General features: G+C 63.5%; 27 protein-coding genes and 1 other RNA gene. 16 read left to right on the top strand and 12 right to left on the bottom strand.

Going from position 1 to position 22,584, the window contains the following annotated elements; genetic code table 11:
* Positions 1–22 precede the first annotated feature (22 nt).
* Both AC2FMD_RS01290 and AC2FMD_RS01285 read right to left on the bottom strand, forming a co-directional pair.
* Positions 23–937 carry a 5-bromo-4-chloroindolyl phosphate hydrolysis family protein gene (locus AC2FMD_RS01290; RefSeq protein ID WP_496741084.1) on the bottom strand — a complete coding sequence of 305 codons (915 nt, stop codon included), beginning with the start codon at positions 935–937 and terminating at the stop codon, positions 23–25.
* Between the two features lie 177 nt (positions 938–1,114).
* A complete protein-coding gene (locus tag AC2FMD_RS01285; protein WP_496685835.1) occupies positions 1,115–1,990 on the bottom strand; it encodes a pseudouridine synthase in 876 nt (291 codons plus the stop codon).
* Here AC2FMD_RS01285 and AC2FMD_RS01280 point away from each other — a divergent pair.
* The gene (locus AC2FMD_RS01280; protein WP_496741082.1) at positions 1,989–2,459 is read left to right on the top strand and encodes a nucleoside deaminase; all 471 of its coding nucleotides are present in this window, start codon (positions 1,989–1,991) and stop codon (positions 2,457–2,459) included. The genes AC2FMD_RS01285 and AC2FMD_RS01280 overlap by 2 nt on opposite strands.
* 7 nt (positions 2,460–2,466) lie before the next feature.
* Here AC2FMD_RS01280 and AC2FMD_RS01275 read toward each other — a convergent pair whose 3' ends face one another.
* Positions 2,467–3,645, bottom strand: a complete 1,179-nt coding sequence (locus AC2FMD_RS01275) for a M24 family metallopeptidase (RefSeq protein WP_496741080.1) — start codon at positions 3,643–3,645, stop codon at positions 2,467–2,469.
* Positions 3,642–4,334, bottom strand: a complete 693-nt coding sequence (locus AC2FMD_RS01270; RefSeq protein WP_496741078.1) for a metal-dependent hydrolase — start codon at positions 4,332–4,334, stop codon at positions 3,642–3,644. The genes AC2FMD_RS01275 and AC2FMD_RS01270 overlap by 4 nt, the downstream gene beginning before the upstream one ends.
* A gap of 57 nt (positions 4,335–4,391) precedes the next feature.
* On the opposite strand from AC2FMD_RS01270, the gene AC2FMD_RS01265 reads away from it, so the two are divergent.
* Positions 4,392–5,078: a ceramidase domain-containing protein gene (locus tag AC2FMD_RS01265; RefSeq protein ID WP_496741076.1), complete on the top strand. Its 687-nt coding sequence runs from the start codon at positions 4,392–4,394 to the stop codon at positions 5,076–5,078.
* Here the strand turns inward: AC2FMD_RS01265 and AC2FMD_RS01260 are convergent.
* From AC2FMD_RS01260 to AC2FMD_RS01250, 3 genes are all read right to left on the bottom strand, one after another.
* On the bottom strand, positions 5,038–5,796 hold the full coding sequence (locus AC2FMD_RS01260; RefSeq protein ID WP_496741074.1) for a class I SAM-dependent methyltransferase: 759 nt from the start codon (positions 5,794–5,796) through the stop codon (positions 5,038–5,040). The two genes, AC2FMD_RS01265 and AC2FMD_RS01260, sit on opposite strands and share 41 nt — an antisense overlap.
* Before the next feature lie 6 nt (positions 5,797–5,802).
* A complete protein-coding gene (locus AC2FMD_RS01255) occupies positions 5,803–6,366 on the bottom strand; it encodes a DUF4202 domain-containing protein (RefSeq protein WP_496712216.1) in 564 nt (187 codons plus the stop codon).
* Between the two features lie 202 nt (positions 6,367–6,568).
* A complete protein-coding gene (locus tag AC2FMD_RS01250) occupies positions 6,569–6,730 on the bottom strand; it encodes a hypothetical protein (protein WP_496678680.1) in 162 nt (53 codons plus the stop codon).
* 216 nt (positions 6,731–6,946) lie between these two features.
* On the opposite strand from AC2FMD_RS01250, the gene gatC reads away from it, so the two are divergent.
* The 7 genes from gatC (at position 6,947) to AC2FMD_RS01215 (ending at position 11,765) form a co-directional block, all read left to right on the top strand.
* Positions 6,947–7,234: an Asp-tRNA(Asn)/Glu-tRNA(Gln) amidotransferase subunit GatC gene (gene gatC, locus AC2FMD_RS01245; RefSeq protein WP_496678682.1), complete on the top strand. Its 288-nt coding sequence runs from the start codon at positions 6,947–6,949 to the stop codon at positions 7,232–7,234.
* 3 nt (positions 7,235–7,237) lie between these two features.
* The gene (gene gatA / locus AC2FMD_RS01240; protein WP_496712215.1) at positions 7,238–8,725 is read left to right on the top strand and encodes an Asp-tRNA(Asn)/Glu-tRNA(Gln) amidotransferase subunit GatA; all 1,488 of its coding nucleotides are present in this window, start codon (positions 7,238–7,240) and stop codon (positions 8,723–8,725) included.
* Between the two features lie 40 nt (positions 8,726–8,765).
* Entirely contained in the window at positions 8,766–9,464 is a 699-nt protein-coding gene (locus tag AC2FMD_RS01235) for a hypothetical protein (protein WP_496712214.1), read from the top strand.
* The gene (locus tag AC2FMD_RS01230) at positions 9,403–10,131 is read left to right on the top strand and encodes an N-acetylmuramoyl-L-alanine amidase (RefSeq protein ID WP_496678687.1); all 729 of its coding nucleotides are present in this window, start codon (positions 9,403–9,405) and stop codon (positions 10,129–10,131) included. The genes AC2FMD_RS01235 and AC2FMD_RS01230 overlap by 62 nt, the downstream gene beginning before the upstream one ends.
* A 125-nt stretch (positions 10,132–10,256) precedes the next feature.
* Positions 10,257–10,672: RNase P RNA component class A (gene rnpB / locus AC2FMD_RS01225), an RNA gene on the top strand.
* A 215-nt stretch (positions 10,673–10,887) separates the two neighbouring features.
* Positions 10,888–11,055, top strand: a complete 168-nt coding sequence (gene rpmG / locus AC2FMD_RS01220; RefSeq protein WP_005630270.1) for a 50S ribosomal protein L33 — start codon at positions 10,888–10,890, stop codon at positions 11,053–11,055.
* A 191-nt stretch (positions 11,056–11,246) separates the two neighbouring features.
* The gene (locus AC2FMD_RS01215; protein ID WP_496685849.1) at positions 11,247–11,765 is read left to right on the top strand and encodes a hypothetical protein; all 519 of its coding nucleotides are present in this window, start codon (positions 11,247–11,249) and stop codon (positions 11,763–11,765) included.
* A 124-nt stretch (positions 11,766–11,889) separates the two neighbouring features.
* On the opposite strand, the gene AC2FMD_RS01210 is transcribed toward AC2FMD_RS01215, so the two are convergent.
* Entirely contained in the window at positions 11,890–12,627 is a 738-nt protein-coding gene (locus tag AC2FMD_RS01210) for a Bax inhibitor-1/YccA family protein (RefSeq protein ID WP_496678691.1), read from the bottom strand.
* A 165-nt stretch (positions 12,628–12,792) separates the two neighbouring features.
* Positions 12,793–13,005 carry a DUF1127 domain-containing protein gene (locus AC2FMD_RS01205; RefSeq protein WP_496712211.1) on the bottom strand — a complete coding sequence of 71 codons (213 nt, stop codon included), beginning with the start codon at positions 13,003–13,005 and terminating at the stop codon, positions 12,793–12,795.
* Positions 13,006–13,131: 126 nt separating this feature from the next.
* Here AC2FMD_RS01205 and AC2FMD_RS01200 point away from each other — a divergent pair, with 126 nt between their 5' ends.
* Entirely contained in the window at positions 13,132–14,013 is an 882-nt protein-coding gene (locus tag AC2FMD_RS01200) for a LysR family transcriptional regulator (RefSeq protein WP_496741068.1), read from the top strand.
* A 5-nt stretch (positions 14,014–14,018) separates the two neighbouring features.
* Here the strand turns inward: AC2FMD_RS01200 and AC2FMD_RS01195 are convergent, their stop codons facing one another.
* Positions 14,019–14,975 carry an NADPH:quinone oxidoreductase family protein gene (locus tag AC2FMD_RS01195; RefSeq protein ID WP_496741066.1) on the bottom strand — a complete coding sequence of 319 codons (957 nt, stop codon included), beginning with the start codon at positions 14,973–14,975 and terminating at the stop codon, positions 14,019–14,021.
* 332 nt (positions 14,976–15,307) lie between these two features.
* Here AC2FMD_RS01195 and AC2FMD_RS01190 point away from each other — a divergent pair, with 332 nt between their 5' ends.
* The 3 genes from AC2FMD_RS01190 to AC2FMD_RS01180 all read left to right on the top strand — a co-directional run bounded on the left by AC2FMD_RS01190 (position 15,308) and on the right by AC2FMD_RS01180 (position 17,966).
* Positions 15,308–15,679 (top strand): helix-turn-helix domain-containing protein, encoded by a 372-nt coding sequence (locus AC2FMD_RS01190; protein WP_149774650.1) that lies wholly within the window; start codon positions 15,308–15,310, stop codon positions 15,677–15,679.
* 45 nt (positions 15,680–15,724) lie between these two features.
* On the top strand, positions 15,725–16,516 hold the full coding sequence (gene hisN / locus AC2FMD_RS01185; protein ID WP_496685856.1) for a histidinol-phosphatase: 792 nt from the start codon (positions 15,725–15,727) through the stop codon (positions 16,514–16,516).
* Between the two features lie 115 nt (positions 16,517–16,631).
* Positions 16,632–17,966: an 8-oxoguanine deaminase gene (locus tag AC2FMD_RS01180; RefSeq protein WP_496741064.1), complete on the top strand. Its 1,335-nt coding sequence runs from the start codon at positions 16,632–16,634 to the stop codon at positions 17,964–17,966.
* Between the two features lie 56 nt (positions 17,967–18,022).
* On the opposite strand, the gene guaD is transcribed toward AC2FMD_RS01180, so the two are convergent.
* Complete coding sequence (gene guaD, locus AC2FMD_RS01175; protein WP_496741062.1) at positions 18,023–19,312, bottom strand: guanine deaminase; 1,290 nt, start codon at positions 19,310–19,312, stop codon at positions 18,023–18,025.
* A gap of 135 nt (positions 19,313–19,447) precedes the next feature.
* Here guaD and mgtE point away from each other — a divergent pair, with 135 nt between their 5' ends.
* Together mgtE and AC2FMD_RS01165 are read left to right on the top strand one after the other, a co-directional pair.
* The gene (gene mgtE, locus AC2FMD_RS01170; protein ID WP_496741060.1) at positions 19,448–20,842 is read left to right on the top strand and encodes a magnesium transporter; all 1,395 of its coding nucleotides are present in this window, start codon (positions 19,448–19,450) and stop codon (positions 20,840–20,842) included.
* Positions 20,839–21,402, top strand: coding sequence for a 5-formyltetrahydrofolate cyclo-ligase (locus AC2FMD_RS01165; protein ID WP_496741058.1), 564 nt, complete (start codon positions 20,839–20,841; stop codon positions 21,400–21,402). Before mgtE ends, AC2FMD_RS01165 begins: the two co-directional genes overlap by 4 nt.
* Here the strand turns inward: AC2FMD_RS01165 and AC2FMD_RS01160 are convergent.
* A complete protein-coding gene (locus tag AC2FMD_RS01160; RefSeq protein ID WP_496794564.1) occupies positions 21,399–21,623 on the bottom strand; it encodes a putative hemolysin in 225 nt (74 codons plus the stop codon). The two genes, AC2FMD_RS01165 and AC2FMD_RS01160, sit on opposite strands and share 4 nt — an antisense overlap.
* A 130-nt stretch (positions 21,624–21,753) precedes the next feature.
* Here AC2FMD_RS01160 and AC2FMD_RS01155 point away from each other — a divergent pair, with 130 nt between their 5' ends.
* On the top strand, positions 21,754–22,566 hold the full coding sequence (locus tag AC2FMD_RS01155; RefSeq protein ID WP_496685866.1) for a TIGR00282 family metallophosphoesterase: 813 nt from the start codon (positions 21,754–21,756) through the stop codon (positions 22,564–22,566).
* Positions 22,567–22,584: the final 18 nt, after the last annotated feature.

Raw genomic sequence — 22,584 nt, 5'->3', positions numbered from 1 at the left:
TCCCTGTTCTTGGTTTGGCCGGTCAGTCCAGCCGGACGCCTTCGCGCTGCAGCCTTTCGCGCAGCACGTCGATTTCGACCGTCAGATCACTGCGGTCATCCAATAGCATCTTTCGGGTGCGGGCCGAGAAATTCTGCTCGAGGTCGTCCAGCAGCGCCGAGTAATCGGACAGAGCCTGCGGGTCGCGGGTGCGCGCATAGACATCGGCAAACTTGATCGTCGCATCGCGGGCGCCCTGCAGATAGACGGTCAAGTATTTGCGGGCACCGGCCAGATCGCGCGGGTCCTCCTCGACCGTGCGGAACAGATCGCGAGCGGTGGTCTGAAACCGCTCGACCCGGGCTTCGATCCTGCGGTCGCCGGCCCGTTTGATGGCATCCGTCATCTGGTTCAGATGCGCTTCGGCATCTTCGACCACGCGGGCGACCCGGTCCTGTTGATAGGTGTCCACACCCTCCATGCCTTTGTTTCTCATCGGGTCGAGCCCGAAGGCGACGGAATGCAGGGCCGTGGCCACGCCGCCGAACAAGACCGGCGCCAGGAGGCTGACCTGGCTGGCGGCCTCTGCATCCAGATAGTCGTTGCGATAGGCGGCCAGACCCACCCCAAGCCCGGTCAAAACGGACGAGAAGATCTTGCGGGGAAAGGCTGGGCGGCGCGCGGTGCGGCGCGCGTTGTAGGCATCTTCGGCTTTCAGCCCTTCACGCAGCAGAAAGGCTGCAGCGGTCAGAATGCCGGCGGCGAGCAATCCCAGGGTCATCCCGATCGCGCCGTCGTTGAGCGACAAAAAGACCAGAGGGATCGCCGGAACGAACAGGACATTGGCGCGTGCGCCGACCGGGTTCACCCGGGCACCATCGTATTGCCCGCGCTGGGCGGGCGCGTCGGTGTCGGACTGGCCGTCGGGGCTGAACTTTCCGCCGTATCGCTTGGCCATGGCTTCAGAGCCCCCCGAGCCAACCGGTACAGACGCCGAACAACAGCACCAGCAGGGCCGCGTAGGCCATTTTTTGCACTCCGGTCCCGGACATGACGTCCTCCAACTGCGGTTGTCCCCTTGAAAACCTAGGGTATCAAGGGGCTTGGCGCTAGGGGGAAGGTTCGATAACCCGCGTCAATTGCGTGATTTCTTGCCGCCCGGCCTGCGGGATCTTTGGGGGCGGCTTGAGCGTTTCGCAGCAGCCGGTGGGGTTTCGGGTTCCAGGCCCAGCTGGTCGCGCAGAACGCGGCGGCGGATTTCCTCGACCTCGCCGGGTTTGAGATTGCCCAGCTGGAACGGTCCGTAGGACACGCGCAAAAGCCGGTTCACGGTAAAGCCGATGTCTTCGATCGCGCGGCGGATTTCTCGGTTCTTGCCCTCGCGCAGTCCGATCGTCAGCCATGCATTCGCACCTTGCTGGCGGTCCAGCGACACGGTCATGGGCTGGAACCTTTCGCCCTCGATCACAAGACCTTGGCGCAGGGGGGCAAAGTCCTCGTCCTTGGGGCGGCCGTTGATCCGCACCCGGTATTTGCGCAGCCAGCCGGTCGAGGGCAGTTCAAGCTTGCGCTTGATGGCCCCGTCATTGGTCAGCAGCAAAAGGCCCTCTGAATTCAGGTCCAGCCGGCCAACGCTCATGACGCGGGGCATGCCCTCGGGCAGGTTGTCGAAGATCGTGGGGCGGCCTTTTTCGTCGCGGTTCGTGGTCACCAGACCGGTTGGCTTGTGATACAGCCACAGACGCGCGGGTTCGGGCTCGGCCACGGGCTTGCCGTCGACGGTGATCCTGTCGTTGGGCGTGACGTTTAGCGCCGGGCTGTCGATCGTTTTGCCGTTCACGGTCACGCGGCCCGCTTCGATCATGCGTTCGGCCTCGCGGCGCGAGGCGATGCCGGCGCGGGCCAGCACTTTGGCGATCCGGTCGCCGGGAGGAGGGGTGTTGCTCATGCCCTGCGCATAGCGCATCGGCGCGGCTTGCGAAAGGTGGGTTTCTGGGGCAGTCAGGGGCATGGTCTTCAGAACGCACATGGACAAGGCGCTGGAACAGGCGCGCGCGGCGGGTGATCGGGGCGAGGTTCCGGTGGGCGCGGTGATCGTCGCGCCGGATGGGCGGATCATCGCGGCAGACGGCAACCGTACGCGCGAGTTGCACGACCCGACCGCGCATGCCGAGATCCTGGCCCTGCGCGCCGCCTGCCGGGCCGTCGGGTCCGAGCGTCTGACGGGGCATGACCTGTATGTCACGCTGGAACCCTGCGCCATGTGCGCCGCGGCGCTGGCGGCAGCGCGGATTCGGCGGATCTACTACGGGGCCGCCGATCCGAAATCGGGCGGCGTGGCGCATGGGGCGCGGGTGTTCTCGCACCCTCAGGCCCATCACAGGCCGGACGTCTATGACGGCATCGCGGCCGAGGACTGCGCCCGGTTGCTGCGCGATTTCTTTGCCGCGCAGCGCGATGGCGGCGGGCCCAAGGGCTGAGGCGCGCTCAGGCCGGTTTCACGACCAGTTCGCGGGGTATGTCTGCCAAGGGTTGCCCGCCCGTCGGCGTGACCACGAAGGTTTCGGTGATGGCCAGCCCCCAATCGGGGGTCCACAGACCCGGCATCAGGTGAAAGGTCATGTTGTCCTGCAGAACGGTGCTGTCGCCGGGGCGCAGGCTCATGGTGCGCTCACCCCAATCGGGCGGATAGCTCAGGCCCACCGGATAGCCGGTGCGATTGCCTTTGACATAGCCGGCCCGGGCAAAGCTGTCATAGACGCAGGCGGCGACCTCTTCGCAGGTGGCGCCGGGGCGGGCGGCGGCCAGCGTGTCCTCAATCGCGGTCAGGATCGCGGTTTCTGCGCGCCGGATATCGGCGGGTGGGTCACCCAGAAACAGGCTGCGGCTGGCCGGGCAGTGATAACGGCGATGGCAGCCCGAGATTTCGAAATAGGTCGCCTCGCCCGGTTTCAGCGGACGGTCGTTCCAAGTGATGTGCGAGGCCGAGGCCTCGGCTCCCGAGGGCGCGATGGGCGCAATCGCGGGATAGTCGCCCGCAAGACCCGGCAGCCCGGCGATGCCCGCAGCCTGAACCTCGGCCACGAGCACGTTCTTGGGAACCCCGGGGCGGAACCCGTCGCGCAGCACTGCGTGCATATGCGCGGTCAACTGCCCGGCCTTGCGCATCAAGGCGATCTCGGCCTCGCTTTTGACCGCACGCTGCCAGTTCACCAACCCGGTCGCGTCGATCAGCGCATCGCGGCCGAACGCGGTCTCAAGGATCCGGTGGCTGGCGGCCGAGTAGTAATAATTTTCCATCTCGACACCCAGATGGGTTGTCCAGCCGCGCTCGCGCAGCAGCGATGCCAGCGACTCGACCGGGTGATGTTCGGGGTGCTGTACATGCTCTTCAGGCCAGTCGTGCAGGTCGGTGGGGTCCAGCCAGGTGGTCTGCGCCGCGCCGGGCTTGTCCTGCGTCCGGCCCCACCACAGGGGCGCGCCGTCGCGCGGGACGATCACCATCTGCGAGACGTAGAAGCTCCAGCCGTCATACCCTGTCAGCCAGGCCATGTTCGACGGGTCCGCAACCAGCAGGGTTTCGACACCCCGCTGGGCCATCGCGGAACGGGTCTTGGCCAGCCGCGCCGCGTATTCTTCCGCCGAGAAGGCCAGCGCGGGTGTCAAAGCTCGATCTCCTGCAGGACCTCGGGCTCGATGACGGTAACGCCCGGCAGCCCATCCGCCAGGTCCTTGGCGGATTGTTCCAGGATCGGGAAGGTCCGGTAGTGGCAGGGGATCACCGTCTTGAAGTCGAAATACCGCCGGGCGGCATAGGCGGCGGCTTTCATATCCATCGTGAAATAGCCGCCCGCCGACAGAATGCCGATATCCGGTTTGTAATAGTCGCCGATCCACTCCATGTCGGCCATGATCGTGGTGTCACCCGAGACATAGACTGTATGACCATCAGCCGACAGGATGAACCCCACCTCGGACCCGCCGGCGCGCGGGCCATCGGGTGTGGCGAAGGTCGAGCTGTGCGAGGCCGGCACCATGTCGACCTTGACCCCGTTCAGGTCGACCCGGCCGCCTTTGTTGAAGCCGATGGTCTCGATCCCTTCGGCCTCGGCCCAATGGGCCATGACGTCGTATTGGCCCACCACCGGAATGTTCAGGCGTTTGGCCAGCGGCAGAACGTCGGCGACGTGGTCGAAATGCGCGTGGGTCAGCAGGATATGCGTGGCGCCTTGGATGGCTGCGTCGTGCTGGTCCTCGGGCAGCATCGGGTTGCCGCTCAGCCAGGGATCGATAAGCAGGACTTGTCCCGCCGCTTGAATTCGGAAGCTGCCATGCCCCAACCAGATGATTTTCATGAAAGACCCTCCTGAAACCGGTTCAGGGCCAGCCTAGCATCGGCTATGTAAAAATCCATGGACTGGATGCGAGAAATCGACGGCTATTGCGAGCGCCTGTCGCCGGACTATTGGGCCGAACCCGTAAACGCCGTGTCCAACGCGGCCTTTCTGTTGGCGGCATGGGTGATGTGGCGGCGGGTGCGGGGGCAGGGTCTGCCGTTGGCCAACTTGCTGGTCGCCATTCTGGCGGTGATCGGCATTGGCAGCTATCTGTTTCATACCCATGCGCAAGTCTGGGCCGCGCTGGCGGATACGACGCCGATTCTGCTGTTCATCTTGGTCTATATCTTCGCGGTGAACCGGGACATCTGGCAGCTATCCACGCCGAAGGCGGTGGCGCTGACGGCCTTGTTCATCCCCTATGCGGCGTTGACCATACCGGTGTTTCAACTGGTTCCCGGGCTGGGCGGGTCGGCCGCATATGCTCCGGTGCCGTTGCTGATCCTGATCTATGCGTATCTTTTGCGCGCGCGCAGGCCGCAGGTGGCCTGGGGTCTGGCGGTCGGAGCTGCGATCCTGATCGCGTCGATCACCTTCCGCGCGCTCGATGCTCCGCTTTGCGCCCGCATCCCGATGGGAACGCATTTTATGTGGCACATCCTGAACGCCACCATGCTGGGCTGGATGATCGAGGTTTACCGGCGGGCCATGACGGATGCGGTCAGTCCGGCAGACGCCGCGCCACGTAGAACCCATAGCTGACAAAGTCGGAATAGGTTTCATACAAAGCGATCTCGGCCCGTTCGGCATCGACAATGGCTTTGGCCTGCTCGGAATTGCCATGCCGGTCGAGGAAGGCAGGGAAGCTGCGTTGAAGAGGGAGATAGTAGTTCTCCATCCAGCAGTCGGTGCCCAGCGGGAAATAGCCGACAGGTTCATAACCGGCCGTCTCGATCTGGCGGATCTTATGTCCGGCGGTCGCAACTTCGGGATAGGCGGCATCCCAGTGCCGTGTCAGCGGTTCGGGGCGTTGATCGGTCAGCCAGGTCAGCTCGGACACAGCCAGGACACCGCCGGGTTTCAGGAACCGACGCCAGGCGTTCAGACCGTTTTCGAACCCCATGTTGTAAATCGCGCCTTCCGACCAGATCACGTCAAGGCTGGCATCGTCGAAGGGCAGGTCCTCCATCGACGCCTCAACCGTCTGAATCCGGGCCGCCAGGCCCAAGAACTGGGCGCGTCTCTCCAGCTCGGCCAGAAAATCCGGCAGGAAATCCACTGCCGTCACCGATGCGCCTAGATGGCGCGCAAGGCAGAAGGCCGCAGCTCCGGTGCCGCAGCCAATGTCGGCGACCTTCAATCCGGGATCGGCTTGAACGTCCGCCAGCTTCAACGCCATTTCCGTTGCCGCGTCGCTGCCGGGGCCTTGCCGGTCGTTGGGCAGGTGCAGGTCGATCAACAATCGCATGTCATCGGTCATGATGTGTCAATCCTTGAAAGCGCGGGCCAGGTCTTCGGGCAGGTCGAACTCGTCCAGCACGCGTCGGCGCGCCTCAGACGACATCTTGCGGGCGGTCTTTTCGACGATGCGCTGAATCTTTTCGCCCGAGTGTTTCGCGGCGAAGGGTGCAAAATACCATTTCAGAAAGACAAAGCAGATCACGTCCTCCAGCGCCTGAACGTCGTCGTCGCGCTTGATGCCCTGTTTGCGCAACATACGGCGGGCGGCGTCGATCTCGGCCTGATCGTAACCGGCCTCGGACATCAACTCGACCACGACCTGCGCGTGATGCTCGGCTTGGGCCTTGCGCCACGCCAGATAGCCCGCGCGCCCCTCGGGGTAGGCCGAGCGGGCCAGCTTCCAGCGCTCGACATGCTGGCCGCGGGCGGCGATCTGCAATGGCTCTGATGCGTCGGGGAACAGTCGATGCAACTCGGCGCTCATCCGTTCGCCATAAAGCAGCGCAGCGGGACGCCCGTCTTCCTGGGTGGGGTCGGCCGAATTGGCTGCGTCGATTGCGTCCAGAACCTTCTGCTTGCGCTCCGTCATGGCACCTCCTGCGTTCGTCAAACGGGTTCGGCAAACCTGGTTGAGCCAGCCCGATACTGCGTGGTGCATGTACGATAAGGCATCGCGCCACAACAAAAAAGCGCCGACCCGTTAAGGGCCGGCGGCGCCACGAGGGCAGGTAGGGGACCGGGCCGGAAAAAAGGGGAAACCGGCCCGATCCAACAGGGAGGCAAGAACGAAGTCAGTTTCGGGGTGAGGTTTTTTCCTGGCTCACCTGATCCGAAGGGTGCTGATCGGGAAAGGTCAGCGTCGGGGTCAGGTCGCCCATCGGGACACCCAGGGCAAAGGCCGGAGCCGCTGCGGTGGCAAAAACTACAGACAGTGCAATCATGGTCGATTTCATCGGCTTCCTCCGAACTGAACTGTTTCGTTTACAACATAAGGGGATGCAGCACGCGGACTTCAAGTGAAAAGTGAACGAAACGGTTCACTTTTTTGCGTGGCGGGTATTCTGGATCGGTCTGGCCCCGGCGCCGCCCGACCATTCCCGCACGCAGGCGGTCTTGCGACTGCTGCACCAGACGGGTAAATGCCCCTGTAACGCACACGAGGGTTTCCCATGTCGATTGACCAAAGCACCGCCGCCAAGGTGGCCAAACTGGCCCGGATCAAGGTCGAGGATGATGCGCTGCCGGCGCTGGCCTCGGAGTTCAACACGATCCTGGGGTTCATCGAACAGCTGAACGAAGTTGACGTCGAAGGGGTCGAGCCGATGGTCTCGGTGACGCCGATGCGGCTCAAACGCCGCGAGGACGTGGTGACCGACGGGAGCATGCAGGACAAGATCCTGTCCAACGCCCCCGACGCGCGCGAGGGGTTTTTCGCGGTTCCCAAGGTGGTGGAGTAAGACATGAGCGACCTGAACAAACTGGGCCTGGCCGAGGCCCGCGACGCGCTGCGCAAGGGTGAAACCACCTCGGTCGAACTGACCGAGGCCTGCCTGACGGCCATCGACGCGGCCGACGCGCTCAATGCCTTCGTCCACAAGACGCCCGAGATCGCGCTGGAGCGCGCCAAGGCGGCCGACGAGCGCATCAAGGCCGGCGACGCGCCCGCCATGTGCGGCCTGCCGATCGGCATCAAGGACCTGTTCTGCACCAAGGGCGTGCCCAGCCAGGCGGCCAGCCGCATTCTGGAAGGCTTCAAGCCCGAATACGAATCCACCGTATCGCAGCAACTGGCCGATGCCGGCGCGGTGATGCTGGGCAAGCTGAACATGGACGAATTCGCTATGGGCTCGTCCAACGAAACCTCGGTCTATGGTAATGCGGTCAGCCCGTGGCGGCGCGGCAATGACGACACTCCGCTGACCCCCGGCGGTTCATCGGGCGGGTCGGCGGCTGCCGTTGCAGCCGATCTGTGCCTTGCGGCGACCGGCACCGACACCGGCGGTTCGATCCGCCAGCCCGCGGCCTTTACCGGCATCACCGGCATCAAGCCGACCTATGGCCGCTGCTCGCGCTGGGGCATCGTGGCCTTTGCGTCCTCGCTGGATCAGGCCGGACCGATGACCAAGAACGTGCGCGACGCCGCCATCATGCTCGAGGCGATGTGCGGGCATGACCCCAAAGATTCGACCAGCGTCGAGATTCCGGTGCCGAATTTCGAGGCGATGCTGACCGGCGACATCAAGGGGAAGAAGATCGGTATCCCCAAGGAATACCGGATGGACGGCATGCCCGCCGAGATCGAAAAGCTCTGGGCCGACGGCGCCGAAATGTTGCGTGATGCGGGGGCCGAGATTGTCGATATCTCGCTGCCGCACACCAAATACGCGCTGCCGGCCTATTACGTGATCGCGCCCGCCGAGGCGTCGTCGAACCTGGCGCGCTATGACGGCGTGCGCTATGGCCGCCGCGCGACGTTGGCGCAGGGCGATGGCATCACCGAGATGTACGAAAAGACCCGCGCCGAGGGCTTTGGTCACGAGGTGCAGCGCCGGGTCATGGTCGGCACCTATGTTCTGTCGGCCGGTTTCTACGATGCATACTACAACCGCGCCCGAAAGGTGCGGACCCTGATCAAGAAAGACTTCGAGGACGTGTTCGCCGCGGGCGTCGATGCGATTCTGACCCCAGCAACTCCGTCGGCCGCCTTCGGTCTGGGAGAGATGAAGGAAACCGACCCGGTTCAGATGTATCTCAACGACGTCTTCACCGTGACGGTGAACCTTGCCGGTCTGCCGGGCATCTCGGTTCCGGCCGGGTTGGACAAGCATGGGCTGCCGCTGGGGCTGCAACTGATTGGGCGTCCGTGGGAGGAAGGCGACCTGCTGAACACCGCCTACGCGCTCGAATCCGCTGCGGGGTTCGTGGCCAAGCCGGGCAAATGGTGGTAACGGTCGGTCGACCCGACCGCTGCAAGAACGGAGCAGTCCGATGCGCAAACTTCTTGTGATTCCCGTGTGCGCCGTCGCCGCCGCTTGCGATACGGTGGCGCCGGTTCAGGGCACGGAGTTCAATACGTCGCAATACCAGGCCCAGCGCGAGGCGCAACTGGCGGGGCAGGGCGCAGCAGGCAATCCGCTGCTGCCGCCCCCAGCCATCTCGCAGGAGCCATGGTCGGCCGAGTCCTCCGCCGTCACCTATTCCACCGATGGCAGCGCCGCGGATATCGCGAATCAAACGGCCGCAGCGCTCGCCAGTACCTCCACCCAGGCACCGGCCCCGGCAACGGTGACGTCGAGCGGCATTTCGCAAGAACAGGATTTTGCCGCGGTCTCCAGCAGCCGCAGCATTCAGGATGACGCCGCCCTGATCGAGAGAAACCGTCAGACCTATGAGGTGGTCGCCCCGACGGCGGTTCCTCAGCGTGGCGCGGACGGCCAGCCCAATATCGTGCAATACGCATTGTCCACTACTAATCCGGTCGGGGCACAGATCTACAGCCGGTCCGGGTTCAACCTTCAGGCCAAGGCGCAACGGAACTGCGCCAAATACCCATCGGCAGATCAGGCTCAGATCGATTTCCTGGCCAGCGGCGGGCCACAACGTGACCGCAAGGGCCTGGACCCGGATGGCGACGGCTTTGCCTGTGGCTGGGACCCCAGCCCGTTCCGCCGTGTCGTCGGCAACTGATCTCTCGCCGATCTGGCACCCATCCCCCAATTTCGGCCCCCGCCGGGATGGGCTGAAGCCATCTCTGGTGGTTCTTCACTACACCGCGATGAACAGCGCCCGAGCCGCGCTCGAGCGTTTGTGCGACCCGGCGTCCGAGGTATCGGCCCACTATCTGATCGGCTGTGACGGAACACTCTGGCAGATGGTTCGTGAAGAGGATCGCGCCTGGCACGCCGGGGTCGGCGAGTGGCAGGGACAGAGCGATATCAACTCCCGCTCGATCGGGATCGAACTCGACAACCGAGGCGATCATCCTTTCGCCCAGGCGCAGATAAGGGCACTCGAGCGGCTTCTGCCGCAGATCATGACCCGTTGGTCCATACCGGCCGCCGGCGTGATCGGTCATTCGGACATGGCGCCAGGGCGCAAACACGATCCCGGGCCACGTTTCGACTGGATACGACTCGAACGTCAGGGGCTGGCCGCGCCGCGCGCTCACGCCGCCCCTTTGTCGCGGCCCGAGGCCCATTACTTCCGCGCCGTGGCCCAAGCCGCCGGCTATACTGCTGCTGTCGATGATGAAACGCTGCTCGCTGCTGTGCGGTTGCGCTTTCGGCCCTGGGGTAGGGGAGGGCTGGCCCCAGAGGACGTGGCTGCATTGCCGCAGCCGCACCGCCTCGCCTGACCAACCTTCATCTGGCCCAAAATATCCCGGGGTTGAATTGGCCGAAGGCCAAGAAGGGGCTGGCCCCTTGTCGCTTCCATTCCTCTCTTGACGTGCCTGGGTCAGGGGCATACCCAATTCGATGCGCGGAGGGCCGGATGGCCGCTGGGGCCTAGGCCCGAGAGGAAAGTCCGGACTCCACAAGGCAACGGTGCCGGGTAACGCCCGGGCGGGGAAACCCGACGGAAAGCGCCACAGAAAACAAACCGCCATGAGACGCCGAAGGTTCGCCTCCGGCAGATCATGGCAAGGGTGAAACGGTGGAGTAAGAGCCCACCGCGCCGCTGGCAACAGCGGCGGCACGGCAAGCCCCACCGGGAGCAATGCCAAATAGGGTCCCCACGCGGGCCGGTCGGCGTCAGCCGATACCGCCGCTAGGCCTGCCTTGGCCGAGAGGGACCGGGTTGGCAGCTCGAGCCGTGCAGCAATGCACGGCCTAGAGGAATGGTCATCGAAGGGGGCAACCCCGGAACAGGATCCGGCTTACAGGCCCTCCGCGCATCCGCTGCCTGCTGGTATTTTCCGGTGGGGACTCAAGTGCTGGCGGGCCGAAAATTCGCCTCGTTTGCCGTCGTTCCAAGAAATTCAAGGCCTCGGCCAGTTTATTCCGGTATCACGTTTCGAATCCGGTTGACTCGGGCGAGCGAGCGGGTAAAAGCGCACGCTCATAGGAATTCAACCGAAAGGCCCCTGCCTTTTCGGACGCAGGAGATAACCATGGCGAAGCCGACGACAATCAAGATCCGTCTGAACTCGACCGCGGGCACGGGCCACTTCTACGTGACCAAAAAGAACGCGCGCACCATGACCGAGAAAATGACCGTGCGCAAATACGACCCGGTCGCTCGCAAGCATGTCGAGTACAAGGAAGGCAAGATCAAGTAATCTGCCTTTTCAGACGCAAGACGAAAAAGGGTCCTGGCGCGGTCAGGACCCTTTCTTGTTTTCAGGCAGGTTGGTCACCGGTTCACCCCTTTCGCGCGTTGCAGTGGTGCATCAGCACGCCGGGTATTCTGTTCGCCTGCGGGTTGCTTTTGCGGCCACCCTGGCCATAGGCTTTGGCAAACCTCCACAAAATGTTGAGCGCCATGAAAAAAATCTTGTTGCCTGCCATCGCCGTTCTGACCCTTTCGGCTTGTGAGGATCCTTGGAACCGGCAGGGTGTCGGGTTCACTGGCATTGACGGCGAACCGCGCACCGTGTCCGACGTAAAAGGCGCCGTCGCCTTTACGCCGCCTGCCACCAACGTCCCGGCCGAGCTTGCCCAGCTTCCGGCGGTTCAGGTTCAGACGGACCAGGCAGCGTTTGACAAGATCGCCGGCGTGGCCATCGACAACGGCGGGCGTACGGCCGACACCGCAGTGCAACTCGTCGGCAGCAGTACAGACCTCTTCCTGAGCACGGTCAACGTGAACGGCACGCTGTTTGGTGTTGTCCGTACCGCCAGCAACAGCACTAAGGTGGACAACTCGGTGGGTGCGGCTTTCGGGCGTGAGACCGAACGCTTCACGGGCTGTCTGGCCGCTGGCGATGTCTATCGCAAGGGCAACTCCTCGCGCAGTTCGGGCTTTGCGGTTCCGTTGAACTGTAGCTGATCCGAACGAAATCGAACTTGGGTTCAGGGGCTCTGCCGGTGGGCAGGGTCCTTTTCGTTTGGGAGCGGGGCAAAAAAAAACGGGCCCGGAATGGGCCCGTTTCCTGACAGGATTCTGCCGCTGGTTACTCACGATTTCCAAGCAGTTGCAGCAGGAACATGAACATGTTGATGAAGTCCAGATACAGGTTCAGCGCGCCCATGATCGCGGATTTGCCCAGCCACTCCTGGTCGCCGTGCGCGGCGTGCTGAATGTAGGTCGCCTTGATGTTCTGCGTGTCATAGGCGGTCAGTCCCGCAAAGATCAGAACGCCGATGATCGACACGGCGAACATGATGGCGGGCGACTGAAGGAAAATGTTGATCACCATGGCCACGATCAGGCCGATCACGCCCATCATCAGGAACGTCCCCATTCCCGAAAGGTCTTTCTTGGTGACATAGCCATACAGCGACAGGCCGGCGAAGGCGATCGACGTGATCAGGAACACCTGGGCGATCGAGATGCCGGTGAAGGCCACGAAAATCCAGCTCATGCTCAGGCCCATCACGGCGGCGAAAGCATAGAAGAACAGCTGGGCGCCGGCGGCGCTGAGGCGGTTGATGGCGGCGCCGAAGGCAAAGACCATGATCAGCGGGGCGAACATCACGATCCAGCCCAGGATATTCGGGCTGAGCGTGATCGGGTCGCGGAACACCGACAGCAGCTGCGGGCTGGTGCCAACGGCCCAGGCCACCGCAAACGTGATAAGCATGCCCACGGACATCGTGCCGTAGACCTTGTTCATGTGGGCGCGCAGGCCCTCGTCGATCTGGGCAGTGCGTGCGCCGGCCGCCGTGCGGACGGTGTCGAATTGTGCCATTAAGGGTCTCCCTTGAATCCATTCCGATCCGCGATGCGGACCATTCTGACGGCAAATATCGGAGAGTCGGGCGCATGTTTCAAGGGTCTTGGCGGCAAAACCCTCGGAATTGCGAGCAAAATCGGCACCGCCGCCGTCGGCGGTGTCAACGCTGCCAAAATGGGGTCAATAGCGGCCCGAGATCCAGATATCCGGCGCATCCCAAAGGGGGCGTGCGGCCTCGGCCTCGGCCTGCGCGCGGGTGACGCCGATATCTTTCAGCAGACGGGCGTCCAGCCGCGCCAGTGCGCGCCGTTGGCGGGGCAAGGAAACAAGGCGCTGCAGCCATCCGGTTTTGCGCGGCGCCGGCGAGGGGCAGGAAATCGCAATTTGGGTCATGTTTATTGTCCTTTTGTCAGGAAGTGATGGGGGTAGAGCATTCAATCAACTTCCTTGATCTATATGGCGGTCTCTGTCATATATGAAAAATGAATGTTTATGAATTGACGCATAAGGATTTCTGATATGCGAAATCTCGACATCACGACCCTCAGGTCGTTCGTCGCCGTGGCCGATCATGGCGGCGTCACCCGAGCCGCGGGATTTCTGCACCTGACTCAATCGGCCGTGTCGATGCAGCTGAAGCGGCTCGAGGAACTGCTTGGGCTTGAGTTGCTGGACCGGTCGGGCCGGACGATCGCCCTGACGGCCTCGGGGGAGCAACTGCTGGCCTATGCGCGGCGCATGGTATCGCTGAATGACGAGGTGATGTCGAAGCTGACCGATCAGGCCTATGAAGGCGAAGTGGTTCTGGGCGTGCCGCATGATATTGTCTACCCGGCAATTCCCCGGGTTTTGCAGCGGTTCAACGCCGACTTCCCCCGTGTGCGCGTACAACTGGTCTCATCGTATTCGATCCAGTTGAAAGAGATGTTCCGGCGCGGCGAATGCGATGTCATTCTGACGACCGAGGCGTCGAATGGCGATGGCGGCGAAACCATCGCCGAACTGCCTTTGCGCTGGATCGGAGCATCGGGCGGGGCGGCCTGGCGCCGTCGGCCCCTGCCGTTGGCGCTTGGCCGCCGCTGTCTGTTCCGTCCGCAGGTCATCGCGGCTCTGGACGCTGCGGGCATCCCCTGGGAACTGTCGGTGGAAACGGAAAACGACCGCACGATCGAGGCCACGGTCAGCGCCGATCTGGCCGTGCACGCGATGCTGGAAGCGACCGAGGCCGCGCATCTGGAAAAGATCGACGCCGGCGGCGCGCTGCCCGAATTGCCGGCCCACATGATCAACCTGTATGGCGGCGACACGGGCCGAGGACCGGTGGTCGAGGCTCTGGCCGACCTGGTCCGCCAGAATTTCCGGATGCTGCGGGGCGGGCCGCTGCGCGCGGTCGCCAGCTGAGCCGGTCAGGGCGTGATGACGACCTTGCCGGTGGATTTGCGCGACCGCAGCAGGTCCATGCCATCGGCCACCTTTGATAAAGGCAGGATATGGCTGACATGCGGTTTGATGCGGCCCTCGGCATGCCAGCGGAACAGGGTTTCAAAGCTGCTGCGCACGATCTCGGGCCGGAACTTCAGATAGCCGCCGATATAGACTCCGATCACCGTCAGGTTCTTGACCATCAGGTGGTTGGCTGGGATTTGCGGAACCTCGCCGCCGGCGAAACCGACCGGCAACAGGCGACCTTCGGGATTGGTGGCGCGAAAGGCGGCCTTGAATACGTCGCCACCGATCGCATCATAGACGACATCCGCACCGCCCAGGTCCAGCACCCGCTGCCGCAGATCCTCGTCCGCATCGATCAGGTGGTCCGCCCCGGCGGCTTTAGCTACGGTTAGCTTGTCGGTGCCGCGTGCCTGCGCGATCACGGTTGCGCCCATCAGCTTGCCGATCTCGACTGCAGTCAGCCCCACGCCGCCGGCTGCACCGGTCACCAAAAGCGTCTCGCCCGGCTGCAGGCGGGCGCGGTGATCCAGAGCTATGTGGCTGGTGCCATAGGCGATCTGGATCGCAGCGGCTTCTTCGAAGCTGCAGGACGGCGGCAGCATGACGGCCCGGTCGGCGTCGAACACGCCGAATTCCGCCAGCCCGCCTTGCCCCGAATAGACGGCCACACGGTCGCCCGGGACAAGGTGGACGACACCGGGGCCGACGGCGTCCACGACCCCTGCGATCTCGAGCCCCAGCGTGAACGGGGCAGGGGGTGTGTCTTGATAGGTGCCCTTCTGCATCAGGAGGTCGGCAAAGTTAAGGCCGCAGGCGTGGATCTTGACGCGGATCTGTCCGTGTCCCGGCTCGGGTGTTGCGATGTCGTGCAATACGGCCTGGGCTGTGGCCGAGGGAATTTGGTAGGCGAGCAATTCGTGTCCTCCGTGGTCGCGCTCTAGGCAGGGGCAACCGAGTGAGATTGTCAATCTTCGATGGCAGGTAACGTTCCGGACCTGCGCCGAAATTCCCTGATTCAGAGTGATTTGGCACCCCGGAACGAACGTACAACCGTAAAGTTCTGTTGACCGGCTCCGACTCAACCTTCTTGAAAAGAATCGAAAATGGCGCAATGATGGGTTGCAGAAGTGCTGTTTCGGGGGGCATTTCCGGTGTTGAAGGAGTGTTGTCCAGCGGCGGCCGGTATGGCGGTCTCTGTCGCGTTCGCGTTTTCCCGGGCGGTTGTGTGTAAGATAGGAGTGTACCAATGACCCATCATGTGGATGTCCATGTGGGCAAGCGCGTCCGGCATCGTCGCTGGCTGATCGGAATGACCCAGCAGCAACTTGCAGAGCAGGTCGGTATCAAGTTTCAGCAGATCCAGAAATACGAGACCGGTGCCAATCGGATCAGTGCGTCGCGCCTATGGGACATTGCCGAGGCGCTGGATGTGCCGGTCAGCTTTTTCTTCGAGGGTCTCGAAGACACGCAGAAATCCGAAAGTGGCAAAAAGTCGGTTCCTGCCGATCTGATGGGCGACAAAGAGGCGCTCGATCTCGTGCGCTCGTACTATGCGATCCCCGAGAACCAGCGCCGCCGTCTGTTCGAACTGGCCCGGGTTCTCAGCGACGTCGCCTGAGCAGAGGCACTTGACTTTGCGCGGTACCCGCCGCACCAGTCGCGTATGTCTGGTACCGTATTGACCGATCTTGAAGTTGCGGAAAAACTGGCCGACGCTGCGCGTGCGGCCATTTTGCCGTTTTTTCGCCGACCCGACCTAGAGACAGCAAACAAGCAGCAGGGTGGCTATGACCCTGTGACCGTTGCCGACCGGGCCGCCGAGCAGGCTATGCGTGAGGTTCTGGCCGAATTTCGCCCCGAAGACGGGATCCTGGGTGAGGAGTTCGGAACCGTCACTGGAAGCTCGGGCCGGATCTGGGTGCTGGATCCGATCGACGGGACCAGGGGGTTTGTCAGCGGAACGCCGACATGGGGTGTGCTGATCGCGCTGGCGGATTCGACGGGGCCGATGCTTGGCGTCATCGACCAGCCCTATATCGGCGAGCGATTCGTGGGGCACGACACGGGCGCCTTCATGACGGGCCCGCTAGGGCAGGTCAGCCTGTCCACCCGAAAAACCGCCGCGCTCAAGGACGCGATCCTGTTCACGACCTTCCCCGAGGTCGGGGCTGACGACGAGGAACGGGCGTTTCGCGCGGTCGCCGAACAGGTGCAACTGACGCGGTACGGCATGGATTGCTACGCCTATGCGCTGCTGGCGGCCGGACAGGTCGATCTGGTGATCGAGGCCGGTCTGAAGCCCTATGACATCCAGGCCCCCATGGCCGTGATCCGGGCCGCCGGTGGCTTGGTCACCGACTGGCAGGGCGGCCCGGCCCATCTGGGCGGGCAGGTGCTTGCGGCAGCCAACCCCGACATCCACGCGGCGGCGCTGGACCTGTTGCGCCGGGTCTGACGCGGCTTGCCGCCCGGTATCTGTCCGGCTAGGGTTCTTCGGCCGGTTCTTCCGCCCGTTTTCCACCGGCGCGACGCACTCTTGTCATGAGACGGGCGAATCTCAGGAGTGCCAGATGACCGAATTCCTACTGAAAAATGCCGATGTTGTTCTGACGATGGACGACGCCCGGCAAGAACTGGCCGGGGCCGACATACTGGTCCGCGATGGGGTGATCGCCGGGATCGGGCATCGCCTTGAAGCCTCGGGCGAGATCCACGATCTGCGTGGCTGCGTGGTCACGCCCGGGTTGGTGAACACGCATCACCACCTGTACCAGACCCTGACGCGCGCGGTCCCGGCGGGGCAGGACGCGTTGCTGTTCGGCTGGCTCAAGACACTCTATCCGATCTGGGCGCGGTTCGGCCCCGAGCATATGTTCGTCTCGGCGCAGATCGGCCTAGCCGAACTGGCCCTGTCCGGCTGCACGCTCAGTTCGGACCACCTGTACCTGTATCCCAACGGTGTGCGGCTTGAGGACACGATCGCCGCCGCATCCGAACTGGGCATGCGGTTTCACCCCACGCGCGGCGCGATGAGCATCGGTGAAAGCAATGGCGGTCTGCCACCCGATGCGCTTGTCGAATCCGAGTCCGCGATTCTGAACGACATGATCCGCGTGGTCGATGCCTTTCATGATCCGTCCGAGGGGGCGATGTGCCGGGTGGGGCTTGCGCCGTGCTCGCCCTTTTCGGTCAGTCGCGACCTAATGCGCGACACGGCGCTGCTGGCTCGCGACAAGGGCGTGATGCTGCACACTCACCTGGCTGAAAATGACGAGGATATCCGGTATTCCCAGTCCCGATTCGGGTGCCGGCCGGGTCAGTACGCGCAGGATCTGGGCTGGACAGGTCCGGATGTATGGCATGCCCATTGCGTCAAGTTGGATCGGGCCGAGGTCGATCTGTTTGCGCGGACCGGCACCGGGGTCGCCCATTGCCCATGTTCCAATTGCCGGCTGGGCTCGGGCATCGCACCGGTGCGCTCCCTGCGCGATGCCAAGGCCCGCGTGGGGCTTGGTGTCGACGGGTCGGCCAGCAACGACAACGGCAACCTGATGGCCGAGGCACGTCAGGCGGTGCTGCTGCAGCGAGTCGCCAACGGTGCAGACGCCATGTCGGCCCGCGAGGCGCTCGAGATTGCCACGCGCGGCGGCGCCGATGTTCTCAACCGCCCAGATTGCGGCCGTCTGATGCCCGGTAAGCGGGCCGATATCGCGGTATGGGATATCAGCGGTGTCGAAAGTGCCGGCAGCTGGGACCCCGCAGCGCTGCTGCTTGCCGGCCCCAGCCGGGTCAGACATCTGTTCGTCGAAGGGCGGCAGATCGTCCGCGAGGGGCAGATCACCACCATCGACCTGCCGCGGGTGATCGAACGTCAAAACCAGCTTGCGCGCGCGCTGCAGGCGTGAAGCCCGACCCAGAGCGTTGCCTGTCGCACCGCCAGCGGCCTGCGCTGTCGGGCCGCTCAACCCAGCGCCCGGCGCCCTCGGATCCAGACCTGGGCCACCGCCCGGTCGTCGCCCATCATGATTGTGGGAAAGATGGCCTCCCAGATGTCATTCGCGCCCGCAACGCGCTGTGCGATGGCAGGGGTCGAGGACAGGTCGAGCACGACCAGGTCGGCTTCGAGCCCCGGTGTTACATTTCCAATGCGGTCATCCATCCGCAGCGACCGGGCCGAGCCGGCGGTACCCAGCCAAAGCAACTGCGCGGGGTGCAGGGGATGCCCGCGCAACTGGCCGATCTCATAGGCCGCGGCCATGGTCCGCAGCATCGAGAAACTGGACCCGCCGCCGGTATCCGTGGCCAAGCCGATGCGGTGGCCGTCGCGCATCAGCCCGTGCATGTCGAACAGGCCCGATCCGATGAACGTATTCGAGGTCGGGCAGTGAATCAGCGCGGCGTCGACCTCGCGCAGACGATCGCGTTCGCGTGGCTCCAGGTGGATGGCGTGGCCGTACAGCCCACGCGGGCCCAGCAGGCCGAATCTTTCGTAGGTGTCCAGATAGTCGCGGGCCTCGGGAAACAGCGACCGGACCCATTCTATCTCGTCGGTCTGCTCGCTCAGATGGGTCTGCATCAGGCAGTCGGGATGCTCGGCCCAAAGCGCGCCCATCACTTCCAGTTGCTCGGGCGTCGACGTGGGTGAAAACCGCGGCGTGATGGCATAAGAAATCCGGTCCACGCCGTGCCATCGGTCGATCAGCGCCTTGGACTGGTCATAAGCCGTCTGGGCGGTGTCTCGCAGGCCGTCGGGTGCGTTGCGGTCCATGCAGGTCTTACCGGCCACCACACGCTGCCCGCGGGCCTGCGCTTCGGTGAAGAACGCGTCGACGCTTTCAGGATGGATTGTGCAGAAACTGCACATGGTGGTGGTGCCATGCGCCGTGGTCAGGTCCAGATAGCGCCCGGCGATTTCGGCGGCGTGGTTCGGGTCGCCGAAGGTCATCTCTTCGGGGAAGGTATAGGTGTTCAGCCAGTCGATCAGCCGCTTGCCCCAGCTGGCGATGATCGCGGTCTGGGGGTAGTGCACATGCGGATCGACGAACCCGGCCAAAATCAGGCGCGCGCCATGGTCATGGGTTTCGGCATCGGGATGCGCGGCCGCCAGCGCTTCGGCCGAACCGAGCGCACCGATCCGGCCGTCTTCGATCAGAACGGCCTCGTGCAGCCGGGCGGCCCGGTCGGGGTCAGCCTGGAAGGGCGACTGCTCGAAACTCAGAACACGCCCTTTCAAAAGCGTTTTTTGCGCCATCGGCTTCGATCTCCGGCTGATTGGAACGGTGTCGCAGCATAAGCCTGCGAAAGATGCGGGTAAATTGCGCCATTGTCATTGTTTTCCTGTAGCTGCTTCTTTTATTAGGGGCCAATCCAACGGACGGGGCAGCGCATGACCACAGGCAATGACGAAATCGTGATCGACCAGCCCCGCGACGAAGATGCCTACGCGCTGGATCGCAACACCGTGGCGGCAATCCTGCAGGCTGTCGAGGACAGAGACCGCGATCGGCTGGTCGAGCTGATGGAGCCGCTGCACGCAGCCGACATCGCCGACCTTCTGGAACAGATCAGCCCCCATGACCGCTCGCAGCTTCTGCATCTGTATGACCGCGAGTTCGACGGCGACATACTGTCCGAGCTGGACGAATCCGTGCGTGAAGAGGTCATCGCCGAATTGCGGCCTGACGTGCTGGCCGAGGCCGTCCGTGAGCTGGAAAGCGACGATGTGGTCGATCTGCTGGAAGACCTCGAACAATCGCAGCAAGAGGCGGTTCTGGAGGCGCTCGAACACTCGGAACGGATTGCGGCGCAAAAGGCGTTGTCCTACCCCGAACACTCGGCCGGCCGCCTCATGCAGCGCGAAGTGGTCATGGTGCCCGAACACTGGACTGTGGGGCAGACCATCGATTTCATGCGCGCGCACGAGGATCTGCCGGACCAGTTCTATCATGTCGTGCTGGTCGATCCGCGGCTCAAGCCGGTGGGGCAGGTCACGCTGGGCCGGTTGATGGCGGCGCGGCGCGATACGCCGCTGCGCGACATCGCCGAGGAAGAATTCCACACCATCCCGCTAACCCAGGACGAAGAAGATGTCGCCTATGCCTTCAAGCAGTACCACCTGATCTCGGCGCCGGTGGTCGATGATGACGGGCGGTTGGTCGGGGTCATCACCATCGACGACGCGATGGAGGTTCTGGACGACGAGCACGAGGAAGACATGCTGCGCATGGCCGGCGTGGACGAGGACTCGAGCCTGTCTGACACCATTCTCGAGACGGCGCGCGGGCGGGCGACCTGGCTGTTCGTCAACCTGCTGACCGCGATCTTTGCGTCGCTGGTGATCAACATGTTCGCGGAAACCATCGACCAGATGGTCGCGCTGGCGGTACTGATGCCGATCGTGGCGTCAATGGGCGGCAATGCCGGCACCCAGACGATGACGGTGACCGTAAGGGCCATCGCCACCCGCGACCTGACAGCGAATAACGCCCTTCGTGTTCTGTTCCGCGAGATTTCGGTGGGCGCGTTGAACGGCCTGTTTTTCGGATTGCTGATGGCAGTCGTTGCGAGCTTTTGGTTTGGTATCCCGATGCTGGCGGCGGTCATCGGTCTGGCGATGGTGCTGACGCTGGTGGCGGCGGCGCTGGGCGGCATTCTGATCCCGCTGGCGCTGGACCGTCTGAACATCGACCCGGCCTTGGCTTCGGGGCCGTTCGTCACCACGGTGACCGATGTGGTCGGGTTCTTCGTGTTTTTGGGTCTTGCCGCGCAGGTGCTGCTGTGACCGGGTTGGCCGAGATCAAGGCCGCGGCGCGCAAGGCCGCCTTTGCCCGGCGCAAGGCTGCATTCGATACTCGTCCGCCGGGCACGGCCGGCCGCCTGTCCGAGGTGCTGGCGGGGTATCGCGGCGTGCCCCTGTCAGGCTACATGCCGATCCGCACCGAGATCGACCCGCTGCCCGCCATGGCCGAGGCCGCGGCCTATGGGCCGGTCGGCGTTCCGGTTATCCAGGGGGCCGGGCAGCCGTTGCAATTTTCGCGCTGGACACCGGACAGTCCGCTGAAGGACGGCCCGTTCGGTGCGAAGGTGCCCGACGTCGATGACTATTTCGATCCCGAGATAGTGATCGTACCCCTGGTGGCCTTCGATGCCCGTGGCGGGCGGCTGGGTTATGGCGGCGGGTTCTATGACCGGACGCTTCAGCGGTTGCGCGCCCGGCGCGCGACCTTGGCGATCGGTTTCGCCTTTGACGCGCAAGAGGCCGACAATCTTCCGTTGGAACCCACCGATCAGCCCCTGGACATGGTCGTCACCGAGAGCCGGGTTCTGAGTTTTCGAACCTAGTTCTCGAAATGGGCGCGCAGATAGTCCCAGGCATCGACTTCGGTTCCGTCCGCCAGCACGCAGACACCGTATTCCGAGCCTTCGGCGTTCTTTCGGATTTGATAGTCGCCGCCGTTTTCTATGCAGAAGGTGGCCGCCGGATTGGCCATCGTGGTTTTGGTCTGCGCCTGGGCGAATGTTGCAACAAGAACCACGGTTGCCGTCACAATAAGTTTTTTCAATGATACCTCCCGAGGTTGCAAATCAATGAGGGCACGTTTGCACGTTTCTGAAATATTGCAAGCTGGTGATGGTCGGGCTTTTACACGGTTCCGCCTTGTTATTGCCGTCTGCTGCGCCTAGGACCGCGATATGAGAATTCTGTTTTTGGGCGACGTCATGGGGCGCGCTGGTCGAACCGCCATCAAGACCCATCTTCCACGCCTGCGCGAGGAATGGCGGCTGGATTTCGTCGTGGTCAATGGCGAGAACGCCTCGAACGGCATGGGCCTGACTGGCGACCATGCCAAGCTGTTGCTGGACTCTGGCGCCGATTGCGTCACGCTGGGCGATCATGCCTTCGACCAGAAGGACATGCTGCAATTCATCGAAAGCGAACCGCGCGTCGTGCGGCCGGTGAACTTTGCCAAGGGCGCGCCGGGGCGGGGCCACCGCCTGTTCACCGCACCCGGCGGCCGCAAGGTTCTGGTGGTTCAGGTGCTGGGGCAAGTCTTCATGAAACGGCCTTTCGACGATCCGTTTTCGGCCGTTGAACCGATCCTCAAATCGCACCCGCGCGGCGGGCAAGCGCAGGCCGTCATCGTCGACATGCATTGCGAGGCGACCTCGGAAAAGATGGCCATGGGGCATTACTGCGACAAACGCGCCAGCCTTGTGGTGGGCACCCATACGCATGTGCCCACGGCCGACGCGCAGATCCTGCCGGGCGGTACCGCCTATCTGACCGATGCAGGCATGTGCGGCGACTATGACTCGGTGATCGGCATGGACAAGCAGGAACCGATGCGGCGGTTCATCACAGGCATGCCCAAGGCCCGGTTCACCCCCGCCAATGGCGAGGCCACGCTGAGCGGCGTTTTCGTCGAAACCGATGACCGGGACGGCCAGGCGAAATCGGTCTGCATGGTGCGTGTGGGTGGGCGGCTGCAACAGGCCGGGCCGTGATCGCATGGCGGGCTTGCC

Source organism: Ruegeria sp. BHSC276 (genome assembly GCF_059612945.1).
Note: the sequence above shows the minus strand (reverse complement) of the source record. Positions and strands in the feature narration are given on the sequence as shown.

Bases quoted from the DNA above. Each gene is read 5' to 3' on its own strand.
- AC2FMD_RS01290 (WP_496741084.1), bottom strand. From the start codon at position 937: ATGGCCAAGCGATACGGCGGAAAGTTCAGCCCCGACGGCCAGTCCGAC.
- AC2FMD_RS01280 (WP_496741082.1), top strand. From the start codon at position 1,989: ATGGTCTTCAGAACGCACATGGACAAGGCGCTGGAACAGGCGCGCGCG.
- AC2FMD_RS01285 (WP_496685835.1), bottom strand. From the start codon at position 1,990: ATGCCCCTGACTGCCCCAGAAACCCACCTTTCGCAAGCCGCGCCGATG.
- AC2FMD_RS01270 (WP_496741078.1), bottom strand. From the start codon at position 4,334: ATGAAAATCATCTGGTTGGGGCATGGCAGCTTCCGAATTCAAGCGGCG.
- AC2FMD_RS01265 (WP_496741076.1), top strand. From the start codon at position 4,392: ATGGACTGGATGCGAGAAATCGACGGCTATTGCGAGCGCCTGTCGCCG.
- AC2FMD_RS01260 (WP_496741074.1), bottom strand. From the start codon at position 5,796: ATGACCGATGACATGCGATTGTTGATCGACCTGCACCTGCCCAACGAC.
- AC2FMD_RS01255 (WP_496712216.1), bottom strand. From the start codon at position 6,366: ATGACGGAGCGCAAGCAGAAGGTTCTGGACGCAATCGACGCAGCCAAT.
- AC2FMD_RS01250 (WP_496678680.1), bottom strand. From the start codon at position 6,730: ATGAAATCGACCATGATTGCACTGTCTGTAGTTTTTGCCACCGCAGCG.
- gatC (WP_496678682.1), top strand. From the start codon at position 6,947: ATGTCGATTGACCAAAGCACCGCCGCCAAGGTGGCCAAACTGGCCCGG.
- gatA (WP_496712215.1), top strand. From the start codon at position 7,238: ATGAGCGACCTGAACAAACTGGGCCTGGCCGAGGCCCGCGACGCGCTG.
- AC2FMD_RS01235 (WP_496712214.1), top strand. From the start codon at position 8,766: ATGCGCAAACTTCTTGTGATTCCCGTGTGCGCCGTCGCCGCCGCTTGC.
- AC2FMD_RS01230 (WP_496678687.1), top strand. From the start codon at position 9,403: ATGGCGACGGCTTTGCCTGTGGCTGGGACCCCAGCCCGTTCCGCCGTG.
- rpmG (WP_005630270.1), top strand. From the start codon at position 10,888: ATGGCGAAGCCGACGACAATCAAGATCCGTCTGAACTCGACCGCGGGC.
- AC2FMD_RS01215 (WP_496685849.1), top strand. From the start codon at position 11,247: ATGTTGAGCGCCATGAAAAAAATCTTGTTGCCTGCCATCGCCGTTCTG.
- AC2FMD_RS01210 (WP_496678691.1), bottom strand. From the start codon at position 12,627: ATGGCACAATTCGACACCGTCCGCACGGCGGCCGGCGCACGCACTGCC.
- AC2FMD_RS01205 (WP_496712211.1), bottom strand. From the start codon at position 13,005: ATGACCCAAATTGCGATTTCCTGCCCCTCGCCGGCGCCGCGCAAAACC.
- AC2FMD_RS01200 (WP_496741068.1), top strand. From the start codon at position 13,132: ATGCGAAATCTCGACATCACGACCCTCAGGTCGTTCGTCGCCGTGGCC.
- AC2FMD_RS01190 (WP_149774650.1), top strand. From the start codon at position 15,308: ATGACCCATCATGTGGATGTCCATGTGGGCAAGCGCGTCCGGCATCGT.
- hisN (WP_496685856.1), top strand. From the start codon at position 15,725: ATGTCTGGTACCGTATTGACCGATCTTGAAGTTGCGGAAAAACTGGCC.
- AC2FMD_RS01180 (WP_496741064.1), top strand. From the start codon at position 16,632: ATGACCGAATTCCTACTGAAAAATGCCGATGTTGTTCTGACGATGGAC.
- guaD (WP_496741062.1), bottom strand. From the start codon at position 19,312: ATGGCGCAAAAAACGCTTTTGAAAGGGCGTGTTCTGAGTTTCGAGCAG.
- mgtE (WP_496741060.1), top strand. From the start codon at position 19,448: ATGACCACAGGCAATGACGAAATCGTGATCGACCAGCCCCGCGACGAA.
- AC2FMD_RS01155 (WP_496685866.1), top strand. From the start codon at position 21,754: ATGAGAATTCTGTTTTTGGGCGACGTCATGGGGCGCGCTGGTCGAACC.